Below are 23795 nucleotides of genomic sequence, written 5' to 3'. Positions count from 1 at the left end.
ATATAACTACTATCTAGTTATAAAATTATTTGGTCAATCTATATTTTCAACCCCAAAAAATAGCACACATTATTGTGCTATTTTTTACCTTACAATCCAAACTTTTGAAGTCTTTTATAAAAAGTACTTCTTGGGGTGTCGACTAATTTTGCTGCTGCAGTCACATTTCCTTTTGTCTTTTTTAATGCATCCAACATTATATCTCTTTGTATTTTCTCACGTGCGGTTAACTGTTTCTCATCGTCCTCGACATCCTCTTGTTCCATGGCTAGAGGAAGGGAAGGATAGTTTATCTTTAATACTTCAATCGAGTTAACTAAAATGTCCATACCATCCTGATTATCATGTAACATGATGTTCAATCGCTCGAGAATATTCGTTAATTCTCTAATGTTTCCTGGCCATTCATAGTCTCTTAATCTAGCCATTAAATCGTCTATGTGAACGTTGTTCCAGTTATTCTTTTGACAAATATGCCTTATGAGATCTGGGATATCTTCTTTTCTGTTTCTTAATGGAGGGACATCGATCGGGTACACGTTCAAACGATAGTACAAATCCTCTCGAAAATCCCCGTCTTTTACAAGTTCCAATATGTTGCGGTGGGTAGCTGTTATAACACGTACATCCAATGGAACTTCCCTCGTACTGCCTAGAGGAGTAATCTTTCTTTCCTGAAGCACTCTCAATAAAGCAACTTGCATCGTATGAGGGATTTCACCAATTTCATCTAGAAAAATAGTTCCCTTATGGGCCTGTTCGAATTTTCCTTTATAGCCCTTCCGTCTTGCCCCGGTAAATGCTCCCTCTACATAGCCAAAAAGCTCACTTTCCATTAAGTCCTTGGGAATGGCACCACAATTTAACGAGATAAAAGGACCATTCTTTCGCGGACTATTGTCATGGATTGCCTGTGCAATCAATTCTTTCCCTGACCCCGTTTCACCTGAAATAAACACGGTCGCATCTGTTGGAGCGACGAGTTTTACCTTTTTTAGTGTGTTTTGAAAAGCCTCACTTGTTCCACATTCTCCTTTAAATACAAAGGGAGTTGATGGAATAGAGGAAGTAAACAAAGTCTGGCGATTAGAAGCTGGCAGCTCTGATAAATAAAAGCAGCTTCCTAATAAGCAATTGCCTTCTTTTGAAAGGAAAGGCATCTCAAAATCAATCTGGTACCCGTTATGTGTAATGTCAAAGAGATTCATGCCAATAGACTGAGGGCTTCTTTCTCGAAATGATTTGCTAGCCGCTACTATCATTTGTTTTTGATTACATACGATGAAGAGCTGATTTGGATGTGACTCAGATAATTGAGTCGCCTGTTGAATAAGTTCTAATTCTTTTTGATAGTACCTCCTGCTTATTTCTTTTTCAATTGCATAAGCAACCGAGGTAACCATCCCAAGCATAAAAGGATGGGAATAATTAATCGGGCATGATACATCAATAACCCCCATTAAGTTCCTACTATCATCAAAGATAGGAGTTGCGGAACAGCTCCATTGATGAGAAGCTACGGAATAATGCTCAGCACCATTAATAATAACGGCTTCTTTAGTTTGTAATGCCGTCCCAATCGCGTTGGTACCTACTTCACACTCGGTCCATCGCACCCCTTCAACAAAATTAATTTTCCTGGCATCATTTAAGGTTTTTTCATTTCCAGTTAATGATAGTACATATCCATCTGGATCGACCAATAATGCCATCATTCCTGATTCTTTTATCGCTTGATCAATCTTGTTTAAATATGGAGATGCTATTTCTATCAACATAGAATTCTTATTTTTTATAGTATGTAATTGCTTTTCAGTTAATAAATTCCGGCCTCTATTTAAATATGGGTTTACCTTTTCTTCCTTACAGCGGTACCAAGATTCTAAAATTAGTTTGTTTATCCGAGCTGTATCAAGAACGTCCTCTTTGACAAAACGCTTCCAAGCATCTAAATATAAGGTAGTATTCATGGAACCTCCTCTAATCATGGCAAAAAATTCGAATTAGATTTGAGATAGATTTCTTGTTTTTACATCTTGCGAAGGTGATAGGAGTTAAAGAAGTAGTTTTATAGAATGAGGTTAGGGCACAATTCAATTATAGTAAATCATGAATTCGCTTTCAATAAATAACTCAGAGTGTAAAGAAAATTTAAAAAAATAAACTTCGCGCAACAAACGCGAAGTTTAGCAAAATTCGTAGAGATTTCTGAGAAACTTACTTTTAAACATGTACAGCGTGGCCAACTGCACTGAGTAATGCTTCATGGACTGCTTCTGAAAGACTTGGATGGGCAGCTATGAAATTTTCCATTGTTTCTGTTGTTAATTCAGCATGGAGCATGACAGTACCTTGTCCAATTAGTTCCGTAGCGTGGGGACCGACAATGGAGACACCAAGGATTTCACCAAATTGTGGTTCAATTAACACCTTAACTTTCCCGTTCCGTTCGTTAGCTATAAGCGCCTTACCATTAACAAAAAACGGAAATTCTCCTACCCTTATATCGCCATACTGTTCCCTTGCCTGTTTTTCTGTTAACCCTACCCCCGCAATTTCAGGAGATGTATAGATACAGCGGGGTACAGCACGATAATTTACTTGAGATTCTAGTCCGCAAGCATTTAAAGCAGCCACTGCTCCTTCATGAAAGGCCACATGGGCAAGCTGTATACCTCCGATGATATCTCCGCATGCATATATATTGGGAATATTCGTTTGCATTTGATGATTAACCGTAATGCCTTTTCTTGAAAAATCAATTCCGATTTTCTCAAGACCTAAATGATTCACTCGCGGCTTACGACCGATCGACACAAGGACGTAATCTGCTTGAACCTCATGTAAACCATTTTCGTTTTCAAAATAGGCTGATTTTTGTTCTGAATTCAATTCCTTTAGTGAGGTGGAAGGATAAATTGTTACACCATCACTTTCCAACTGCTTATGTAAGATCAAGGCGACATCTTCATCTTCTCCTGGAAGCAGCTGATCAGCCATCTCAACAATGGTGACTTTTGTTCCCAATCTGCCATAAATGCTAGCAAACTCGCAGCCTATTACACCTCCGCCGACAATCAGTAAAGACGATGGGATCGACGGAAGCGACATAGCCTGACTACTGTGAATGACCCAATTCCCGTCATATGGAGCAAATGGTAATGAAATGGGGTCAGAACCTGCAGCGATGATTACCTTGTCAGCTGTTACCTCTACTTGTTTCCCGCCAGTATCTATCCTTAAAACACGTTCAGTGACGAAAGAGCCAGCACCTTTAATGACTTTTACTTTATTTTTCCTCATTAAATATTGAATCCCTTGTACAAGTGTTGAAACAATATTATTTTTACGAAGCAGGACAGCATTCCAATCAATCTCTAATTGACCAGACGGAAGCCGTATTCCAAAATCACCCGCATGTTTAACCTTACTGTATACCTCCGCACTTTCTAACAGTGACTTTGTGGGTATACATCCCTCATTTAAGCAAGTTCCTCCTAGCGGTCCATGATCAATGATTGTTACTTCTTGCCCCTGCTGGGCTGCAGTAATTGCAGCCACATATCCAGCAGGACCACCACCAATAATGGCAATCGATGCCAAGACAATCCCTTCTTTCTATAAAAGCATGGTTATTGGCTCTTCTAAGTTCTGTTTCACCGTTTGTAAAAACGCTGCCGCCGGAGCACCATCCAGCACACGGTGGTCAAAGGTCAGACTGAGCGGAAGAATGCTTCTTCTTTCTACCTTATCACCCACAAAACTTGGAGTGTCATAAACAGCACCCACACCTAGAATTCCTGTTTCAGGTGGATTTAAGACTGGTGTAAAGTGTTCGACACCATAGGAACCCAAATTACTAATCGTAAACGTGGAACCCTGCATCTCTTCATTCGAAAGCTGCCCTTGTCTTGCCTTTTGTGCCAGTTCTTTAATCGTTCGTGACAAATCAATCAACTTGTACGTATCGGCATTACGAATAACCGGAACAACCAAGCCTCTATCCAGCGCAACAGCCATACCGAGATGTACAGGCTTAAACAAATGAATTTTATCGTCAATCAAAGCACTGTTCATTTGCTGATACTGTTGAAGTGAAAGGACAACTGCTCGTGCGATATAGTCGGTCAATGTTAATTTTTGATCATAACGCTTTTTAATGGTTTCGGCTGTTTGTTTTTGTAAAGCAATGAGTTCAGTTACATCTATTTTCATATTTATGGTTAACTGAGCGGTTTTTTGTAAACTATCGTACATACGTGCGGCAATAACCTTACGGATTCCGCTGACAGTTACTCGTTGTGTCTCTTCTTGCAATTCCACCGGTTTTTCTTCACTTTTTTCTTTCTTCTGAATAGATGACTTCTTTAATGCCTCCTGAACGTCCTCTTTGGTAATCCTTCCTCCAGGTCCTGAACCCTGGATTTCCTCAATATCAAGGTTAGCTGCCTCAACCATCTTTTTAGCAATTGGGGAAATTTTCACTCGTTCCCCTGCTTTTCTGGCTGGTATGATTGATTCCGCAGGTTTGTTTGCAGAAGCCTCATTTTCCTCTTCAGGCTTTTGATCAGGGACTAGAGCCTGCCCAACAGCTACTTCTTCGCCAGGTTTCCCAATAAAACAAATGACAGTTCCAGGCGGTACCCCTTCTCCCTCGGGAACAGTAATTTTCAATACTGTTCCCTCTGCTGGAGATTCTATGTCAATTTCAATTTTCTCTGAATTGACGCTTGCAATAGGTTCTCCCTTTTCAACTGAATCCCCAACTCCCTTGTTCCATAAGGAAACCGTTCCTTCTTTCATGGCCATTCCTAGTTTCGGCATGACTACTTCTACTGCCATTTCTTGTCTCCCCTTCCCTTTACACTTCTAATGGTGCACCTACTAGCTCTGTTACTACCCTAACTACTCTCTCTGGTGTAGGCAAATAAAGATCTTCAAGTGCAGGAGAGAACGGCACTGGAGTATGTGGTGCGGTAATGCGTTTAATTGGTGCATCTAGATAATCGAAACCCTTATCCGCCACAAGTGCCGCAATATCCGTAGCGATGCTGCATCTTGGATTAGCTTCATCAATGACGATTAAACGGTTTGTTTTTTCTACAGAGGTAAGGATTGTTCCTTCATCCAATGGTGATAGACTGCGAGGGTCCACAATTTCTACTTCAATTCCTTTAGCAGAAAGTTGTAAAGCCGCCTCTAATGCGGTATGAACCTGTTTACCGATAGCTACTATCGTGACGTCCGTTCCCTCCCGCTTGATATCTGCTTTTCCTAATGGGATTGTATAATAATCTTCTGGAACATCACCTGTCATATTATAAAGAGTCTTATCTTCAAAAAAGATAACCGGGTCGTTGTCTTCAATCGCAGCAAGTAATAATCCTTTTGCCTCATATGGCGTGGATGGAACAACCACTTTCACGCCAGGAATGGCCGTAAACAATGCATAAAGACTTTGCGAATGCTGGGCAGCCGCTCTAAATCCAGCCCCGTGCATAGTCCGAATTGTAACTGGAACCTGTGCCTTGCCGCCAAACATATAGCGGAACTTTGCTCCCTGATTTAATACTTCATCTAAACAACTTCCGATAAAGTCATTAAACATTAACTCTGCAATTGGTCGTAGACCAGTAGATGCAGCGGCCATTGCCGCACCCATATAACCTGCTTCGGTAATCGGTGTATCTAGTATTCTCTCACGTCCAAATTCCTGAACAAGCCCTTTGGTGACCCCAAGTACACCTCCCCATGCATCTTCATCTTGCAAATGATCGACCTGAGCACCACCAGCAACATCCTCACCCATTAGAATGACATTCTCGTCCTTACGCATTGCAAGTTTCATCGCCTCATTTATGGCGGCTGACATACTCAATTTTCTAGTCATGATTGATTCCTCCTTTTAATTGAAAAATCAGAAATTATTTTTTAGTTCCCCTTCCGCAAGTTTCCATTAATTAATAGGAAACGTAGACATCGGTTAACAATTCCGAAGGACTTGGATATGGACTCTCTTCACTAAATTTCACCGCTTGGTTAACAGCTTCTTGGACAGATTCTTCTAACGAAATTAATTCTTTTTCAGCCATAAGCTGCTCATTTAATAAATGATTTCTAAATAAAAGAATGGCGTCTTTTTCTTGCTTATGCTCTGTTTTTTCATGCTCTGTTTTGTATTTCTGGGCATCGCCCTCAAAGTGTCCGTAATTACGATAAGTCACACATTCAATTAGGGTTGGGCCTTCACCACGCCGCGCTCTTTGAACCGCTTCTTCCGCCGCCTGGTAAACAGCCAAAACATCTTTTCCGTCAACCTTAATTCCAGGAATGTTATAACCGATCGCACGATCCACAATGGATTTACAGCTGGATGCGTATGAAAATGGTGTAGCTTCTGCATAACCATTATTTTCTGCAACGAAAACAACTGGAAGCTTCCAAATGGCAGCTAGATTAATTCCTTCATGGAATGTCCCGTGGTTTTGAGCACCGTCGCCAAAGAAGCAAACGCTTATATTATCTGTCTTTTTATACTTGGCAGTTAGGGCTGAACCGCATACAAGTGGAAATCCGCCGCCAACAATTCCATTTGCCCCAAGCATCCCTTTGTCAAGGTCCGCAATATGCATGGATCCGCCTTTTCCTTTACATAACCCGGTAACTTTCCCATAAATTTCAGCCATCATACCATTTAAATCGCAGCCTTTTGCAATACAGTGCCCATGTCCGCGATGGGTGCTTGTAATACTATCTTTATCATTTAAATGGGCACAAACCCCAACGGCTACTGCCTCTTCTCCAGCATATAAGTGAACAAATCCAGGCAAGATTCCTTGGGCAAATAACTCATGGACTCTATCCTCAAATTTACGGATTTCTAACATTTTTTGATACATCCACTGTGCTTTTTCCTTAGTTAAAGCTACATCTTTGCTTTCCAACGTTCTCATTATTTCAACCTCCCTGAAAAAATTGATTACAACTTTTATAGTTGCAAGAACCATGCCAAGAATTTAAACCGGACCATTTCAACATTTAACAAAAATGAACGAATAAAAAATGAGACAAAACGAGACAGATGTCTCGTTTTGTCTCTTTGTGATTAGGTAATCATCATAAAAGAAAGGATATGTGTAATACAATAAAAGCAAAAGGGTTAGAGGTCTTTTTAAGATCTCTAACCCTTTTGACTGTTTAATAATAATTAAAGAGCATTTTTCCAATCAGCAGCAAACTTTTCAATACCTTGATCAGTTAATGGATGTTTTGATAATTGCTCAATTACTTTAAATGGAATTGTTGCAATATGAGCGCCAGCTAATGCTACACGAGTAACATGGTCTGGGTGACGAACGGATGCTGCAATGATTTGTGAATTTAAATTTTGAACACGGAACAATTCAGCAATTTTTGCAACAAGTTGTACACCATCTTCGCTAATATCATCTAAACGGCCCAAGAATGGGGAAACATAGGTTGCGCCAGCACGTGCTGCCAATAACGCTTGGTTGACAGTAAAAATAAGGGTAACATTTGTTTTAACACCTTTTTTAGTAAGGTAGCGGCATGCCTCTAACCCATCCAATGTCATTGGAAGTTTAATGGTGATATTTTTATCTCCGCCATTAATTTTGATGAGTTCGTTTGCTTCTGCAATCATTTGTTCAGCTGTTAAAGCGTTTGGAGTTACTTCTGCAGAAACAGACTCAACTTCTGGAACAGCATTTAAAATTTCAGCAATACGATCTTCAAATTTAACTCCCTCTTTAGCAACCAGGGAAGGGTTTGTAGTAACACCTGATAAAACCCCGATTTTATAAGCCTTTTTAATTTCGTCTAAATTTGCAGTGTCAATAAAAAATTTCATTTCATTTCCTCCAATTCATATTATACCCACTTATTTTGACTCTTTTTCGACCGCATGTCCACCAAATTGATTTCTTAAGGCGGCTACCACTTTTCCTGTAAAGGTGTCATTCTCTAAAGAACGATAACGCATCATTAATGAAAGAGCAATAACGGGAGTCGCAGTTTGAAGGTCAAGGGCTGTTTCAACTGTCCATTTCCCTTCACCAGAAGAATGCATAATCCCTTTAATTTCATCCAAATTCGGATATTTTGAGAAAGCATTTTCTGTTAATTCCATCAACCATGAGCGGATGACAGAACCGTTATTCCAAACTCTGGCTACTTTTTCATAATCATAATGGAAATCACTTTTCTCAAGGACTTCAAATCCTTCACCTATCGCAGCCATCATGGCATATTCTATTCCATTATGAACCATCTTTAGGAAGTGGCCGCTCCCAGCTTTACCAGCGTAAAGATATCCATTTTGTACGGATGTATCTCTGAAAAGAGGTTCAACGATTTTCCAAGCCTCAGGATCACCGCCAACCATATAGCATGCACCACGACGTGCACCTTCCATGCCGCCTGAAGTACCAGCATCCATAAAATGAACCCCAATTTCCTTCAATTCGTTATAACGTTGGGTAGATTCTTTATAATGGGAATTCCCTGCTTCAATGACAATGTCTCCTTCATTTAAAAAAGGAAGAATTTCACCAATCACGGAATCCACATGTGCGTGTGGAACCATTATCCAAAGAATTCTTGGCTGATCTAACGATTGAACAAGTTCTTTAAAGCTTGAAACGCCTGCTGCACCGTATTTTTTCATTTCTTCCACAGCACTAGGGTTTACATCGAATGCTACTACTTCATGGTTGTGTTCGATTAGATTTTGTCCTAGGTTAAAACCCATTTTTCCTAGACCAATTAATCCTACTTTCATGATATATTCCCCCAGCTTTTTTTACTTATTTAAAACGGCTTTGGTAATATGAACGACATTTTCAGTCGTAAAGCCAAAATGTTTCATGACGGATGCACCATCTCCTGAGGCACCGAATGACTCAATTGAAAGGATTTTTCCTTCAAAACCAACATAGCGTTCCCATCCTAATCGGATCCCCATTTCGATTGCCACACGCTTTGTTACTGAAGAAGGGAGGACAGCCTCTTTGTAATCAGCTGATTGCTTGTTAAACAATTCCCAGCTTGGCATTGCGACAATCCGAACTGAAATATCTTCTTTTTCAAGCTCGGTCTTTGCATTAACAGCCAAGGAGACCTCAGAGCCAGTGGCCATTAAGATTACATTAGGGTTCGAATTGGTTTCGGTTAATACATAAGCACCCTTAGATACATTATCTAGATTGGCCTGCGTTTCATTATATACCGGTAAGTTTTGACGGCTTAGAACCAAGGCGACTGGTCCTTCTGTTTGTTGAAGAGCATAGGCCCAAGCACTTGCTGTTTCATTTGCATCTGTTGGTCTAATCACAGTTAGGCCTGGGATCGCACGAAGAGCAGCTAAATGTTCCACTGGCTCGTGTGTTGGACCATCTTCCCCAACTGCAATGGAATCATGTGTAAACACATAGATAACCGGAAGTTTGGATAAAGCCGCTAAGCGAATAGACGGACGAAGATAATCATTGAACACAAAGAATGTACTTACAAAAGGCTTTAATCCGCCATGATAAGCCATCCCGTTTGCTGCGGCACCCATTGCATGCTCGCGGACACCGAAATATACATTACGAGCACCGTAAGATTCAACAGCGTAAATTTGTTCTCCTTTAATCTCAGTCATCGTAGAGTGAGAAAGGTCTGCGCTGCCTCCAAAAATAGCTGGCACGGATTTCACAAAATGGTTAATGGCCTCCCCGCTGGCAACACGCGTTGATACCGCTTTGCCGCTATCAAACGTTAATATATCGTTGGCATCGATGAGGACTTTTCCAGAAATCGCTTTAGTTAACTGTTCTGCCAATTCTGGATTCTCTTTTTGATAAGAATCAAATAATTGGTTCCAGCTTTGTTCTGTTTCGATTCCCTTACGCTGTAATTGTTCAAAATGGGCTTTTACTTCATCTGGAACGTAGAAATCCTCTTCATAAAGCCAGTTATACGCTTGTTTTGTCACTTTGCCTTCTTCTGCACCAAGCGGTGCACCATGAGCCTTATTCGTTCCTGCTACTTTCGGACTACCGAAACCAATGATTGTTCTGATTTCGATCAAACTTGGCTGGTCCGTATTTTGTTTTGCCGATTGGATCGCCTTTGTAATGGCCTCAATATCGTTGCCATCTTCAACTCTTAGATAGTCCCAGTGGGCAGCTTCTGCTCTTTTTTTGACATCTTCAGAGAAGGAAACGTTCAATTCACCATCAAGGGAGATATCATTGGAATCATATAACACAACCAGCTTTCCTAGCTTCATATGCCCTGCCATGGACATCGCTTCGTAGGAAACCCCTTCCATTAGGTCGCCGTCCCCCACTAATGCATAGGTATAATGATCAATTACAGGGAATCCTTCTTTATTAAACTTGGCTGCTAGATGGGCTTCCGCCATTGCCATTCCGACAGCATTGGCAATCCCTTGTCCTAATGGACCAGTTGTCGCTTCAACACCAGGGGTATGACCGAATTCGGGATGGCCTGGAGTTTTGCTATTCAATTTTCGGAAGTTCTTCAAATCATCCATCGATACATCATACCCGAACACATGTAGCATGCTGTATAATAAGCTGGAACCATGCCCGGCAGATAAAACGAATCGGTCACGGTTAAACCAGTGTGGATTTTTTGGATTGTGATTCAAATGGTTCGCCCATAATGCATAGGCCATCGGTGCTGCCCCCATCGGGAGACCCGGATGGCCAGAATTGGCCGCATTGACCGCATCAATGGACAATGTCCGGATCGTTGTTACCGCTAAGTTATCAATGTTTTGTGTCATCTCTTTTTCCTCCTAAAGCTTCTTTAATTCTGATGTGCTATCTCTTTGCTTTCTTGAATATTGTCCAACCACCATCTGAACCCATTTTCTACTAGTAGGGAATCTGCTGCTTCAGGCCCAAAGGAACCAGCCCGGTATTCATGAAGAGGCAATCGGTTTTCCTCAAAAGCATTCAGGATTGGCTGTACCCACTCCCAAGATAATTCAACCTCTTTCCAATGTGCAAAGAAGGTAGAATCCCCGATTACCGCATCATAAATCAGTCTTTCGTAAGCTTCCGGAATACCTAATCCCTTGTGCTTCGAATCTTCACAAGAAAAATTTATCCTTACAGGATTTATTTTCCCGTTTAATGGATTCTTACTATTCAACTGCAGTGTAACATTTTCATCTGGGCTGATTTCAATGATTAATAAATTAGGCTCTATCTTTTGTTCATCTTGGTTATAAACAAGTTTTAAGCTGTTCTTAAATTCGATAACGATACGAGTTGACTTTTCTTTCATTCTTTTTCCTGTCCGTATATAGAATGGAACGCCACTCCAAAATGGATTATCAATCCATAAACGTGCAGCTACAAATGTATCTGTTTGAGAAAAAGGATTTACTCCCGGCTCCTCACGATAGCCCGCTACTGATTTGCCATCCATCTCTCCAGAAGCGTACTGTCCACGAACAATGTGAAGTTGAGCATTTTCTTTACTTACCGGACGGAGGGCTTCCATTACCTTACGTTTTTCATTTCGGATCTCAGCGGCATTTACTTTATAAGGCAAGTTCATCGCGGTCATCATGAGCATTTGCAGCATATGATTTTGTACCATGTCGCGTATAACACCCGCCCGATCGTAATAACCTGCTCTTTTTTCGACTCCAACCGTTTCACTCGCAGTAATTTGAACATTCGCAATATGATCTTTATTCCAGATCGACTGTAGAACGGGGTTTGCAAATTCAAGCGCTTCGAGGTTCTGCACCATTGGCTTTCCTAGGTAATGGTCGATTCGAAAAATCTCTTCTTCTTCGAAGGTCCTGCTAAGTTTTTCATTAAGCTCTCTAGCTGACTGAAGGTCATGACCAAATGGTTTTTCGATGATCAATCGTTTCCATCCTTTGGTTGCACCTAGTCCGCTATGTTTAATATTTAGCGAAATGGTATCGAAGAATTCTGGTGCAACTGACAGGTAAAACATGCGATTTTCCGCTATTTGCAGTTCTTCTTCTCTTTCCTTGATCAATTTGAGCAGTTTTTGATAATCCTCTGGTTGATTGACATCTAATGTACTGAAACGAAAATCCTTTAGAAAATTCCCCATTTGGCTCGCTTCATGCTCTAAACGTCGGGAAAACTCTACGATTGATTCTTTTACTTTTTCTTGAAAATCTAGATGTGTTAAATTTCCTCTGCCAAGTCCAATAATGGAAATGCGTTTTGGCAGCTTTTGATCTATATATAAATTATAAAGAGCCGGGTATATTTTTCTCTTTGCTAAATCGCCCGTTGCTCCAAATAATACAAAAGTCATTGATTCCATTTTTGTTTCTCCTCATATATTGAAAAATTATCTATAAATTGTACTACTGATTTATTTTCCCTAATTCAATCCCGATTTATTTTCGAATATTAATGTCAATTTCCTTTTGTCTATTTAAGGTAATGACGATGTCTGCCATTCCAACAAATAACCCATTATCCACGACACCAGGTATGAGATTCAGGTCTCTTTCTAACTCCCCAGGATGGGTAATCTTTTGGAAGCTGCAGTCAAAAATATAATTCCCATTATCTGTTTGATAGGGGCGGCCATTGTTTTGCCGCAGCTTTGGTGAACCGCCAAGCACTTCCAAATATTTTCGTGTCATTTCCATGCCAAAAGGCACCACTTCTACGGGAAGTGGGAAGGCTCCTAATGTATCGACCAGTTTGTGTGAGTCGGCGACAACCAGAAATGTATTAGCTGCTTTTGCGATGATTTTCTCTCTTAAAAGGGCACCTCCGCCGCCTTTAATAAGGGCTAAATCAGGGTTTACTTCATCGGCTCCATCTATCGCCACATCAATATGGTCTATTTCTTTAAACGATGCCAATGGAATACCTAACTCTCTAGCCAATTTCTCTGTCTGCAAGGAAGTCGGGATGCCTTTTATAGAGAGACCTTGTTGAACTAATCTTCCTAGTTTAGTGATTGTATAAAATACAGTGGAACCCGTCCCAAGTCCAATGACCATTCCATCTTTTACATAATCGGCCGCTTTTTCTCCGACTGCTTTTTTCTCATTCAAAGAAGTTTTGCCCCTTTCATTCAAGACCTGGAGATATCAAACTTGCCTACTTAATTTAACCTTGTTTCTTAATTTGTTCCTTTGCAATTTGTAAAATTTGTTTTTCAGGTGTGCCCTTCTCAACCATTACATTTTTAACTAATTTTTTCCTCTGTAATGAATCATCAAAGTAACTACCACCATTTTTACACATCCCTCAAAGTTCATTTATTGAAAAAACTTTTCTATATAAGGTAACAATAAGTAACCTATATTAAATAACGTAACCATCATACTCCCACCCTTTTTTGTCGTCAAGAAAAATAACTCACTTTAAAGATATTCGATAATGAAAATAAATCCTAGTTCTATCCGACTCTTTTAGGTGACCATTAAATTGGTTAGCCCATCATTTGGAAGTAATAAACAATAAAAGGAATTACCTTTAAGTAAATTCAAAGAAATAAAAAACAGTGGATTTTATATACCCACTGTTTAGTCTCCATGCTATCTTTCTTCAATAATTTTTATGCATTTCTATGATTTCTTTGAGCAGCTTCTCTTCAAAAGTTAGTTAAAAGGTGTTTTCTGTTTTTTCCTTTTTTCGATAAGTTGTTGGTGACATACCGATATACTTTTTAAACTTATTATGGAAATAATCGACATTTGTATATCCTACTTGTTCTGCTACCTGATAAACCTTATACCCCTGAGAAAGTAAGGCTTTGGCATTTTCCATTCTAACTATGTCAAGGTACGTATTAAAATAGTTCCCTGTATAATTTTTAAATAGTTTTCCTAAATAGGCACTATTATAATTAAATAAATCAGCTAGGGTTTCCAGCTTTAGATTCTGATGATAATTACGATGAATAAAATCTACTAACTTTTTAATTTGACCCGTTTGATCCCCTACATCTAATTTCCCGATAATTTCCCTGAAGATTTTATTGATATAAGCAACAAGTGACTGAAAATTAGGTTGATTTTGAATATCGACCACACTTATTGTGACCTCCGTTATTACCCGTTGGAGGCCAGGCTTTGCCACAGAACATTTACTTAAAAGATTCGTAACTAACTGAATAAATCTCTTTTTGATTTCTTCTTCTGTAAAATGTAAGTTGACCATTACTTGTGCTGCTTCCAGGATCCTTTCTGAAAGTGCCTCGTTATTAGCAATATCAATTGCATAATAGATTTTTTCAGAATAGTCTTGTAAAGGGAAATCATTATGTAAAATCTCTATGCTAGTCGGTTGATTTCCCTTTATGAATAATTCGGAATCCTTTTTCAAGACACTACTCTCTTTGTAAAAGAATTGTTGATCTAATAAAGATTTTGTTTCATGAAACGCATGTTTAACCTCATAGATACTACTAAATTCTTCACTTATGCTAGTAATAATACTTACCTTATTAGCTGTTTTTGAGATGGTTTCATAAAGATTTTTTTGACTTTCTTCTGTTTTTATGGATTCCTTTAACAAAATACCTAAATAATGTTCACTAGAAAATACCATTCCTTTTTGCGGTTCAAATGTAGTTTCGAATTTCTCTTTTAGAGAGTTTAGGGGATTGACGTCTTGTTTAGTAGAAATTCGTTCTTTTATTAAAACCAAGGTAAACTTTTTCCAATCTAGTTTAAATTGTTCAACTTTAGATTGTACATCAAGATTTTCCCTGGCGTCTTCTGTATTTAACAATCCATTAAGCAGGTTGTCTTTATGAAAGGAAAGGTTGTGACTTTGCAATTGTATGATTTCTTTAGTCTTGTCCATCTTAGCTTTTAATGGCCCTAATATCTCTATAAGTTCGTCCTCATCAATTGGCTTTAATAAATATCCAGTCACATTAAAGCGGATGGCTTTTTGTGCATAATCAAAGTCTGCATAACCACTTAGGATAATAAAATGTATGTTAGAATTTGTCATCCTAATCGCTTCAATTAATTGTATTCCATCCATTCCCGGCATTCGAATATCTATAATCATCAAGTCTATGGAATGTTTTTTTAGTTTTTGTAGTGCATCGTATCCATCGACGGCTGTATCCACTACTTGGAAACCATGATCAGACCAAGGTATTAAGCTTTTTAAGCCATCACGAATCAGTGGTTCATCATCAACAATTAAAACACTATACATATTCGTTTCCCCCTTTTGGTATGCTGAACGAAATACATGTCCCCTTGCCAACCTCACTCTCTATAACAAGTCCGCTGCTATTGCCAAAGGTCAAACATAATCTTTGATGAACATTCATTAATCCAATTCTGTTTTCCTTGCTGTCATCGATATTGTTTAGTGTTCTATGAATTGCCTCGATTTTCTCCTTACTAATTCCCGTACCATTATCCTTTACTTTGACTTGTAAATGGTTTTCCAGGACCCGGGTTATGACACTTACCCTTCCGCCTTTTCCCTTATCTTCTAATCCATGGATGACAGCATTTTCTACTAAAGGCTGGATAATCAACGGGTGAATAAAAAGGCTCTCCGATACTGGATCTATGTCTAACTCATATTCAAGGCGGTCTTCATATCGAAACTTTTGGATTTCTAAATAGGAGACAACCATTTCGATTTCTTTCTTTAAATAAATCATTTCGGCAGAAACCTCTATACTTTTTCTCATTAACTTTCCTAATTGCTTTACAACACTGGAAATTTCCTTTTCTCCTTTTATATGGGCCTTCATACGAATAGATTCTAAAGCATTAAACAAGAAATGTGGATTAATCTGGCTGGCCATCATTTTTAGCTTCATTTCCTGCTGTCGTTTCTCCAAAATATTTTTCTCAAGATGCATTTTTTCTAGCTCCGTGATGAGATCTTTAATATTTCTGACCATTCGATTCAACCGGTTAGAAAGTAACCCAATCTCATCACTGCCCTCAACGTGTATCACTTCATCTAAATTCCCTTCTGCAACCACATTAATTTGATTACTCAGGGTAACAATGCGATGAGAAATTAATTGGGAGAAGAGATAAATCAGAATGACAGCGATTACAAGACTAATAAAAATAACCGTAACTCCAAGGTATACAAAGCTATTAGCATCAGCTAAAATCGTATCGTTAGGAATAACCGATACAAACTTTAGTTCATTTAGACTTGTGTCAGGAAGCAATAAATCTACTACAATCTCTGATTGTTGGCCATTCACTTTCCCACGAATGGAGCCCTTATTTCCTATAAGCCTTTGGTCCGTTTTAATGATATGATCCAACTTCTTTCCGATAAAACTTTTCCGGTTGGAGACCACAACATTATTGTTATCATCGACAATCATGATGGGTGAACTTTCTTGATTTAGGATGGTATTTAGGTTATCTGTATTGACATCGATAACTAAAGTCGTGCTTGTCTTATAATCAAAATAATTAATTTTCCGGACCAGGCTTAAATACTTACGGCTTTTTTTGGTCTCATCTGGCATATAAAACCATCCATTAAGCCCATTTGCCTTGTCCGCCGACTTATACCAAAAAGTGTTCTTAATGGAGTCATCTGCCGGCATAAACTCCCAATTATTCAGCATGGTGGGATTGTCCACATATAAACGAATATTAGAAAGTTCATTAAAATTATTGAGAGATGTTTTGAATGCTGTATACCCTCGGTAAGCCTCCACAACTTGCTGTCTAGTGGTATACCTCGTATTTACAAGCTCCTTTAATTGTTGGTCTAATGTTAGGTTGTTGGCCACATAAATAGCTGATTCCAATGTTTCGGCTGTTCGTTTCTTTACCCTCTCAATATTGGCGGCTGATTCAGTAATGGCATCGTTTAATGCCTTTGTCCTAAGTTCATGCGTCAAATAAAATCCAACAATAAGCAACGGAATAATAACTGCCACAAAAAATGAAAACACCAGCTTTGAATGTATATTACGGTCATTAAATTTTTTGATAAAATATTTCAACAAAGGCCCACCGCCATGAGGAATAATATGTAAATTTGGTGATTAATTAAATTATACACTAGATTCATATAGTGTTGAAGATATATTAAAAAACCTGCCGAAACAGGTCTTCATTTGTAGAATTATAGTTAGTTTTCCTGTTTTATGTTTGCTGCAGCATTAACTGGGTAATTCTATTAATTCAAATTTATATTTCCCTTTTACTACATAGAGTGAATCGTAATCATTACCTTCTCATTTTCTTCCATAAAAAAAGTTTGTGGATGCTCAAACACCGTACCGTCGGATTTCAAAATTTTTAATGGTGCATGGGAGTATCGTACTTGACACTCTCCTGATCGTGTCGACACAATTTCCGCTTTTTTCAAACGGTGATTCTCCCACTCTACATGTATGATATATCCGCCCCTAGCCCTTATTCCCCTGATATAACCGCTAGGCCATTTCTTTGGCAATGCCGGTAGTAAGTCAATACCTCCTAAATGGCTTTGCACCAGCATTTCAGCAATACCGGCAGTACCGCCAAAGTTCCCATCGATTTGAAAGGGAGGATGATCATCAAAAAGATTTGTATGGGTAGAACGGGCTAATAAGGTCTGAATGTATAAATAGGCCTGTTCTCCGTCCTGAAGGCGGGCAAAGAGGTTGATCAGCCATGCACAGCTCCATCCCGTATGACCTCCGCCTTTTTCTATCCGAGCCTCCAAAGATTTCCTTGCCGCATGCATTAATTCCTTTGTCTGGTTAGGGTTGATTTGATTCCCTGGATATAAACCATATAGATGGGAAAGATGCCGATGCCCTGGCTCATATTCTGGGAAATCCTTAAACCATTCCTGAATACGTCCCTTATCATTAATTTGAAAGGGAACTAATCGTTTCTTGGCAGCCTTTACTTGTTCACAGAACTCTTCATCGATAGATAACAGGCCGCAGGCTTCGATACAATTAGAGAACAATTCCCTAATTAGTGTCATGTCCATCGTCGAAGCAAACGAAACACTACAAGGCTGTCCCTCATTTGTTAAAAACTTATTCTCCGGTGAGGTAGATGGATTCGTAACAAGATAACCATTTGGACCTTCAATTAACCAATCAAGAAAGAATTCAGCGGCCCCTTTCATTAAGGGATAAGCCTTATCTCTTAAGAACTGATGGTCACGAGTAAAGAGGTAATGCTCCCAAATGTGACTCGTTAACCATGCCCCGGCGAGCGGCCAGAATGCCCATGAGGCTTGTCCTGACGAAGGTGTAGACATCCGCCAGAGATCAACATTATGGTGAACAGCCCATCCTCTTGCACCATACAGTTCAGAAGCGGTCTTCTCCCCTGATTGGCTCAAATCTTCAATCATATCGAATAACGGCTGATGGCACTCACTTAAATTACATACTTCTGCAGGCCAATAATTCATTTCAACATTAATGTTGGTTGTATAATCACAATTCCAAGGCGGCTGTACAGATTGGTTCCAAATACCTTGTAAGTTTACTGCCTGTGTGCCCTGACGGGAACTTGTCAGCAGCAAATATCTTCCATATTGGAAATATAGCGCTTCCAATTCTGGATCATTTTTTTCAATTTTATACTGTTGCAGCCGTACATCCGTTGGTAAGTGATTGTGATAGGATTCTCCTAAATGAATGTCTATCCGATTAAATAACTGACTGTGATCTCGGATATGCTGGTCCTTCAATTGGACAAAAGTCGTTTGCGTGGCCGTTTTCAGCCATTGATAGGCTGCTCCCGTCATTTTTTCAAGATTCGGGTCTGGTTTTTCATTAAATTTCGTAAAATTAGTGTTGGCTGTTAATAAGAGAATGACAGAATCTGTATCCCTAATCTCAATTTTATTATTTTGAACAGTTACGGTCCCCCCATTTGCCATTGCCTGAAGACAGACAATAAATTGTATTCCGTCATGTTCGTCATATTCTATTTGGTTTGGGACTTTAACGGATATAGGGCTCCGCCCACGGAGAGTTAATTGATTTTCAGCTTCTTCGATCGTATGTTGAAGCAATGAGCCTAAATAAGCGCTAATATGAATGGAAGGCTGATTTGCTTGGATCCTCACCGCAAGTACTTGATGGGGATTACTGATAAATATTTCCCGTGTGTAATGAGCTTCATCTACGGTGTACTCTGTTTTTGCTATCCCAGTGTTTAAACTTAATTCTCGTTTGTAGTTTGAAGCTGTCCCATTAAAATGATGATCGATATACAAGTCGCCAAGCGGCTGGTAAGCCTCACCATCCTCACCGACCATGTTTGCCTCTATCAGCTGCTCTGCTTCAGCATATTTCCCCTCAAATATAAGTTGTCTCGCTTCATGTAAATAATCATAAGCTTCATAATTGGTTTTATCTTGTACAGTCCCTGACCAAAGGGTGTCTTCATTCAATTGAATTCGTTCATTCTGAACGCCCCCAAAAATCATAGCGCCAAGTCGTCCATTCCCGAGCGGCAATGCTTCCTCCCACCTGGCTGCAGGCTTGTCATACCATAGCTTCCAGATCTTTTGATTGGTGGTAATCATGTTAACCTCCATTTATACCGTTTTTTATACACCCTAACCTCGGGAGGATACCTCCGAGGTTAGGCTGTATGTTATTTACTAACCAAAAACGGAAAGTACTTAATTGAATTGTACCTTTAAAAAAGTAGATGCTATCTATATTTTATAGAATAATAGTAAATCTTTTTACTCCTCTTTCAGGCGTAATTTTGACACCCAGTTCAGTGGTTTCAACCGCACCATCGGTAACCTCTAAAACTTCCTTAATACCACGAACCACTAGACTCCATGGTTTTCCTACATTAGTATTTGTAGAAACAAATAGCTTGTTGTCTTCGCGGCTTATAGAAACCTCCAATTCTGCTTCAGCAGACATATTACGAACTATGCAATTTGCTGTTTTTTCATCGTCTAGATTAAATAAATGAAGGTTCACCCCATCAGCATAATCATAGTCAGGCTTTGAATTTACTCCGCCAAATGCGACAATCGAGTTTGGCCGCACATATAAAGGAAGACTAAAATAATCGTTTTCTTCTAGTCTCCAGGTACCGCCCTCCACCTGCTCATTTGATAATAAATGAGTCCATTTGCCTTCTGGCAAGTAGAATGCTGCTTCCCCTTCTTCATTAAACACTGGGGCAACAAGTAGAGAGTCACCCAACATATATTGTCTGTCAAGCGTTTCAACCGCTGGATCTTTTGGGAACTCTAAAATCATCGATCTCATCATAGGCAGACCAGTGACAGCAGAATCTGTGGCAGAATTATAAATATATGGCATTAAACTGCATTTTAATTTTGTAAAGAAACGCGCAACATCAGATGCTTCTTCGTCATATGCCCATGGCACACGGTATGAGTTGCTTCCATGCAAACGGCTGTGGCTGGATAGTAAACCGAAGGCAAGCCAACGCTTGAAAAGATCTGTTGGTGCCGTACTTTCAAAACCGCCAATATCATGACTCCAGAAACCAAAACCAGTTAATCCTAAGGACAGCCCTCCACGAATGCTTTCTGCCATTGACTCATAAGATGCATCACAATCGCCTCCCCAATGAACAGGGAACTGCTGACCACCCGCCGTAGCAGAACGTGCAAACAATGTCGCTTCGCCCTCCCCTAACTGATCTTTTAACACATCATGAACAACTTTGTTATAAAGGAAGGTATAGTAATTATGCATTTTTTCTGGATCAGAACCATCAAAATAAACCACATCTGTTGGAATCCGTTCACCAAAGTCTGTCTTAAATGCATCTACTCCCATAGCCACTAATCGACGTAAATGACTAGCAAACCATTCACATGCTGCAGGATTCGTGAAGTCGACGACTCCCATTCCCGGCTGCCATTTATCCCATTGCCAAACGTCACCATTAGCTTTTTTCAATAGATAACCATTTTCTACCGCTTCATCAAAAAGAATGGATTCTTGGGCAATATATGGATTAATCCAGACACAAATCTTCAGCCCTTTTTCTTTTAACCGCTTGAGCATCCCGGCAGGGTCTGGGAACATACTCTTATCCCATTCAAAGTCTGTCCAATGAAGTGCCTCCATCCAGAAGCAATCGTAGTGGAAAACCGATAATGGAATATCTCGTTCACTCATTCCTTCTACGAAACTATTAACAGTATTTTCATCATAATTTGTTGTAAAGGAGGTTGATAACCATAAGCCGAAGGACCAAGCTGGCGGAAGTGCAGGTTTTCCTGTTAAACTTGTATAATTACTAATGACTTCTTTTAGATTTTTGCCGCCAATGATGATATATTCTAGTGATTCACCTTTTACACTGAATTGAACCTTTGAAACCTTTTCAGAGGCAACCTCCAGAGATACATTTTCAGGATGATTGATAAACACGCCATATCCTTTATTTGAAAGATAAAATGGTATGTTTTTATAAGATTGCTCCGAACTTGTTCCACCATCTTTATTCCAAATATCTACACTTTGACCATTTTTGATAAATGAAGTAAATCGCTCCCCTAAACCGTATATATATTCGCCCACTCCTAGATTCAGTTCTTCACGCATATAAGTAGTTTTATTTGAATCGGTTATATGGGACATAGCTTTAAAGCCGCTGCCCGTCATTTTTTTTCCATTATATTGGTACTCGACTCCCCATGGACCCTGTTTTGTTATTATCGCACTGGTTTTACCGCTAGTAAAAATAATTTCCTTTTCTGTGTCCGAAATGGATACCGGTCCTTGCTGCTCATTTAATTCAAATTCCGGACCGCGTTTTTTAACACCTTTATGGTGATAAACTTTTACACGGATGCTATCTTCTTGGGGAGAAGAGAACTCTACCGTTAGTAACGGTGTATCCAATTGCCCGCCCCGGGCGGAGAGATCCCTTGGTCCAACAAGAACTTTTAATCTATTATTTTGTTGAATGGCTTTGAAAAATTGTACACCAGAAATTAACTCAAAGCCTTCACGAATTTGCCAGTTTCCATCTGTAAATTTCATTATTCTTCACACACCTCGTTTTATTCTTGAAGAGAGACCCAAGCATGCTGGGTCTCCTTTATGACATGATTATTTCCAGAGCTCAACTCTATCTTTGATTAACTTTGTTCGCTCTTTTTCTGCTTTTTCTACTCCAGCAGCATCGAGGTCTTTAAGGAAAGTATCATAGATTTTGTCGAACTGAGATGGTTTTGCAAGAATCGCTTCAGGAATACGCTTTTTCACAATATCCAGTGCTTTTTTCTCAATAAGAGCTAATTCCGAATCACTTGCAACTTGGATATTATAAGAGGCACCCCAAGGTTTTACAGTGAACTCTTCAGCTTTCGGATAAAGATCTCTCCACATTTCAACACCATAGTTTTTCAATACTTCCTTCTCTACGTCTGTGTATGAATCTTTTACTTGTTCTGGTGATGCGATCGTATAAGTTTGACCACTTTCATCCGTTACACCATCACCATATGAAGGTGCCCAGCCTTTTAATACGCCAATACCAGTCTTCTTTACATAGTTAGCATCCGTATTACGTTTTTGCATTTCATCAGCAGGAATTACACGTTTGCCATTTTCAATAGTATAGTTTTTCCCTTCAATACCCCAGTTCTGAAGAATTTGTCCTTCATCTGAAGCTAAGAAATCTAAGAATTTAATAGCAGCTACAGGATCTTTACAGTCTTTTGTAATCCCGATTCCCCAGCCAGCTAAGTATCCGCTGCTTTGGAAGTTTGCTTGTTTCATATCACCCGTAAGAGTCGCAGGGTACATACCAAACATTCTGTCAGCCTTTCCTTGTTCCTTCAATGCACGTTGGGCATCTGCGAACTCCCAATCATCATCGGTAATGGCAAGGACACGGCCAGAGGATAGTTTTGCGATATATTGGTCATATTTTTGAACAAAGCTTTCAGGGTCAAGTAAACCAATATCGTTCATATGGTTTAACCACCGGAAATATTCTCTCTCATCTGGACGTTTATAGTGCATAGTTGCTTTATAGGTTTTAGGATCAATGTAATATTCACCATCGTCTGATGCACCAGTTGCCCAGAAAGCAGGGTTTGTGGTTGAAATCATTATGCGCCAGTCATCTGCAAGTAAAGATAAACCAATTGTGTCTTGTCCATCAATTTTTGGATATTTTTCTTTATAGGCTTTTACGGCATTTTCAACATCTTTTAGTGTCTTGATTTGTGGATAACCAAGGTCTTTTACAACTGAATTCTGAAGTCCTACACCGTGACTTGGACTAAAGTACTGTGTATCTATCGCACTTGTTGGTAAAATATAAATGGATTTGTCGTCATTGCTCCACTTTAATCGGCTAAAATAGTCACCATAAATTTTCTTAAGGTTTGGTGCGTATTTGTTAATTAAATCTGTAAGGTCAATTAGGGCACCTGCTTCCACTAACGTTCCTGCACTACCTTTAGGGAAAATTAAATCAGGGTATTCACCACTAGCTACCATTAATGAAATCTTTTGAGTACCACCGTTTACATCAAATTCAGGTTTAACAGTCACACCTGTTTTTTCTTTAATAACTTTACTTACGGGGCTCTCCATATTATCCCATTGCGAGTTTGGATCGGCACTAAATAATGTTAGTTCCACTTGTCCATCCTTATTTTTAGTTACTTTTTCTTTGGATGTTTCTTTGCTGCAGCCAGTGATGACCAGCATAAAAATGAGGACTGATAAAAAGATAAATCTACTAGTGCGCTTCATACTTTACCTCCTAATATCGTTTATTATTGTTTTACAGAATACTCTGTTAACAAATA

At 39.3% G+C, this 23795-nt stretch carries 15 protein-coding genes; all 15 read right to left on the bottom strand.

What is annotated here, in order from left to right; genetic code table 11:
• Positions 1-89 precede the first annotated feature (89 nt).
• The 15 genes from AAHB15_RS08140 to AAHB15_RS08070 all read right to left on the bottom strand — a co-directional run bounded on the left by AAHB15_RS08140 (position 90) and on the right by AAHB15_RS08070 (position 23739).
• Positions 90-1970, bottom strand: coding sequence for a sigma-54-dependent Fis family transcriptional regulator (locus tag AAHB15_RS08140; RefSeq protein WP_342042151.1), 1881 nt, complete (start codon positions 1968-1970; stop codon positions 90-92).
• Between the two features lie 253 nt (positions 1971-2223).
• A complete protein-coding gene (gene lpdA / locus AAHB15_RS08135) occupies positions 2224-3603 on the bottom strand; it encodes a dihydrolipoyl dehydrogenase (RefSeq protein WP_342042150.1) in 1380 nt (459 codons plus the stop codon).
• Between the two features lie 15 nt (positions 3604-3618).
• Complete coding sequence (locus AAHB15_RS08130; protein ID WP_342042149.1) at positions 3619-4842, bottom strand: dihydrolipoamide acetyltransferase family protein; 1224 nt, start codon at positions 4840-4842, stop codon at positions 3619-3621.
• 19 nt (positions 4843-4861) lie between these two features.
• Entirely contained in the window at positions 4862-5890 is a 1029-nt protein-coding gene (locus tag AAHB15_RS08125; protein WP_342042148.1) for an alpha-ketoacid dehydrogenase subunit beta, read from the bottom strand.
• Between the two features lie 70 nt (positions 5891-5960).
• A complete protein-coding gene (locus AAHB15_RS08120; protein ID WP_342042147.1) occupies positions 5961-6953 on the bottom strand; it encodes a thiamine pyrophosphate-dependent dehydrogenase E1 component subunit alpha in 993 nt (330 codons plus the stop codon).
• Positions 6954-7207: 254 nt separating this feature from the next.
• On the bottom strand, positions 7208-7870 hold the full coding sequence (gene fsa / locus AAHB15_RS08115) for a fructose-6-phosphate aldolase (RefSeq protein WP_098531475.1): 663 nt from the start codon (positions 7868-7870) through the stop codon (positions 7208-7210).
• Positions 7871-7900: 30 nt separating this feature from the next.
• Complete coding sequence (gene gnd / locus AAHB15_RS08110) at positions 7901-8800, bottom strand: phosphogluconate dehydrogenase (NAD(+)-dependent, decarboxylating) (protein ID WP_342042146.1); 900 nt, start codon at positions 8798-8800, stop codon at positions 7901-7903.
• Between the two features lie 21 nt (positions 8801-8821).
• A complete protein-coding gene (tkt, locus tag AAHB15_RS08105) occupies positions 8822-10816 on the bottom strand; it encodes a transketolase (RefSeq protein WP_335571219.1) in 1995 nt (664 codons plus the stop codon).
• A gap of 23 nt (positions 10817-10839) precedes the next feature.
• Positions 10840-12351 (bottom strand): glucose-6-phosphate dehydrogenase, encoded by a 1512-nt coding sequence (gene zwf / locus AAHB15_RS08100; RefSeq protein ID WP_342042145.1) that lies wholly within the window; start codon positions 12349-12351, stop codon positions 10840-10842.
• A 76-nt stretch (positions 12352-12427) separates the two neighbouring features.
• On the bottom strand, positions 12428-13099 hold the full coding sequence (gene rpiA / locus AAHB15_RS08095; RefSeq protein WP_342042144.1) for a ribose-5-phosphate isomerase RpiA: 672 nt from the start codon (positions 13097-13099) through the stop codon (positions 12428-12430).
• 553 nt (positions 13100-13652) lie between these two features.
• Positions 13653-15224, bottom strand: coding sequence for a response regulator transcription factor (locus AAHB15_RS08090; protein WP_335571223.1), 1572 nt, complete (start codon positions 15222-15224; stop codon positions 13653-13655).
• Positions 15217-17007, bottom strand: coding sequence for a sensor histidine kinase (locus tag AAHB15_RS08085; protein ID WP_342042143.1), 1791 nt, complete (start codon positions 17005-17007; stop codon positions 15217-15219). The genes AAHB15_RS08090 and AAHB15_RS08085 overlap by 8 nt, the downstream gene beginning before the upstream one ends.
• Positions 17008-17210: 203 nt before the next feature.
• Positions 17211-19547: a glycoside hydrolase family 95 protein gene (locus AAHB15_RS08080; RefSeq protein ID WP_335571225.1), complete on the bottom strand. Its 2337-nt coding sequence runs from the start codon at positions 19545-19547 to the stop codon at positions 17211-17213.
• Between the two features lie 142 nt (positions 19548-19689).
• On the bottom strand, positions 19690-22011 hold the full coding sequence (yicI, locus tag AAHB15_RS08075) for an alpha-xylosidase (RefSeq protein ID WP_335571226.1): 2322 nt from the start codon (positions 22009-22011) through the stop codon (positions 19690-19692).
• 69 nt (positions 22012-22080) lie between these two features.
• A complete protein-coding gene (locus AAHB15_RS08070) occupies positions 22081-23739 on the bottom strand; it encodes an ABC transporter substrate-binding protein (RefSeq protein ID WP_335571227.1) in 1659 nt (552 codons plus the stop codon).
• Positions 23740-23795: the final 56 nt, after the last annotated feature.

This window comes from Bacillus sp. OTU2372 (genome assembly GCF_038440275.1).
GTDB classification, from domain to species: Bacteria; Bacillota; Bacilli; order Bacillales; family Cytobacillaceae; genus Neobacillus; species Neobacillus bataviensis_B.
This window is presented reverse-complemented; position numbering and strand designations above follow the sequence as displayed.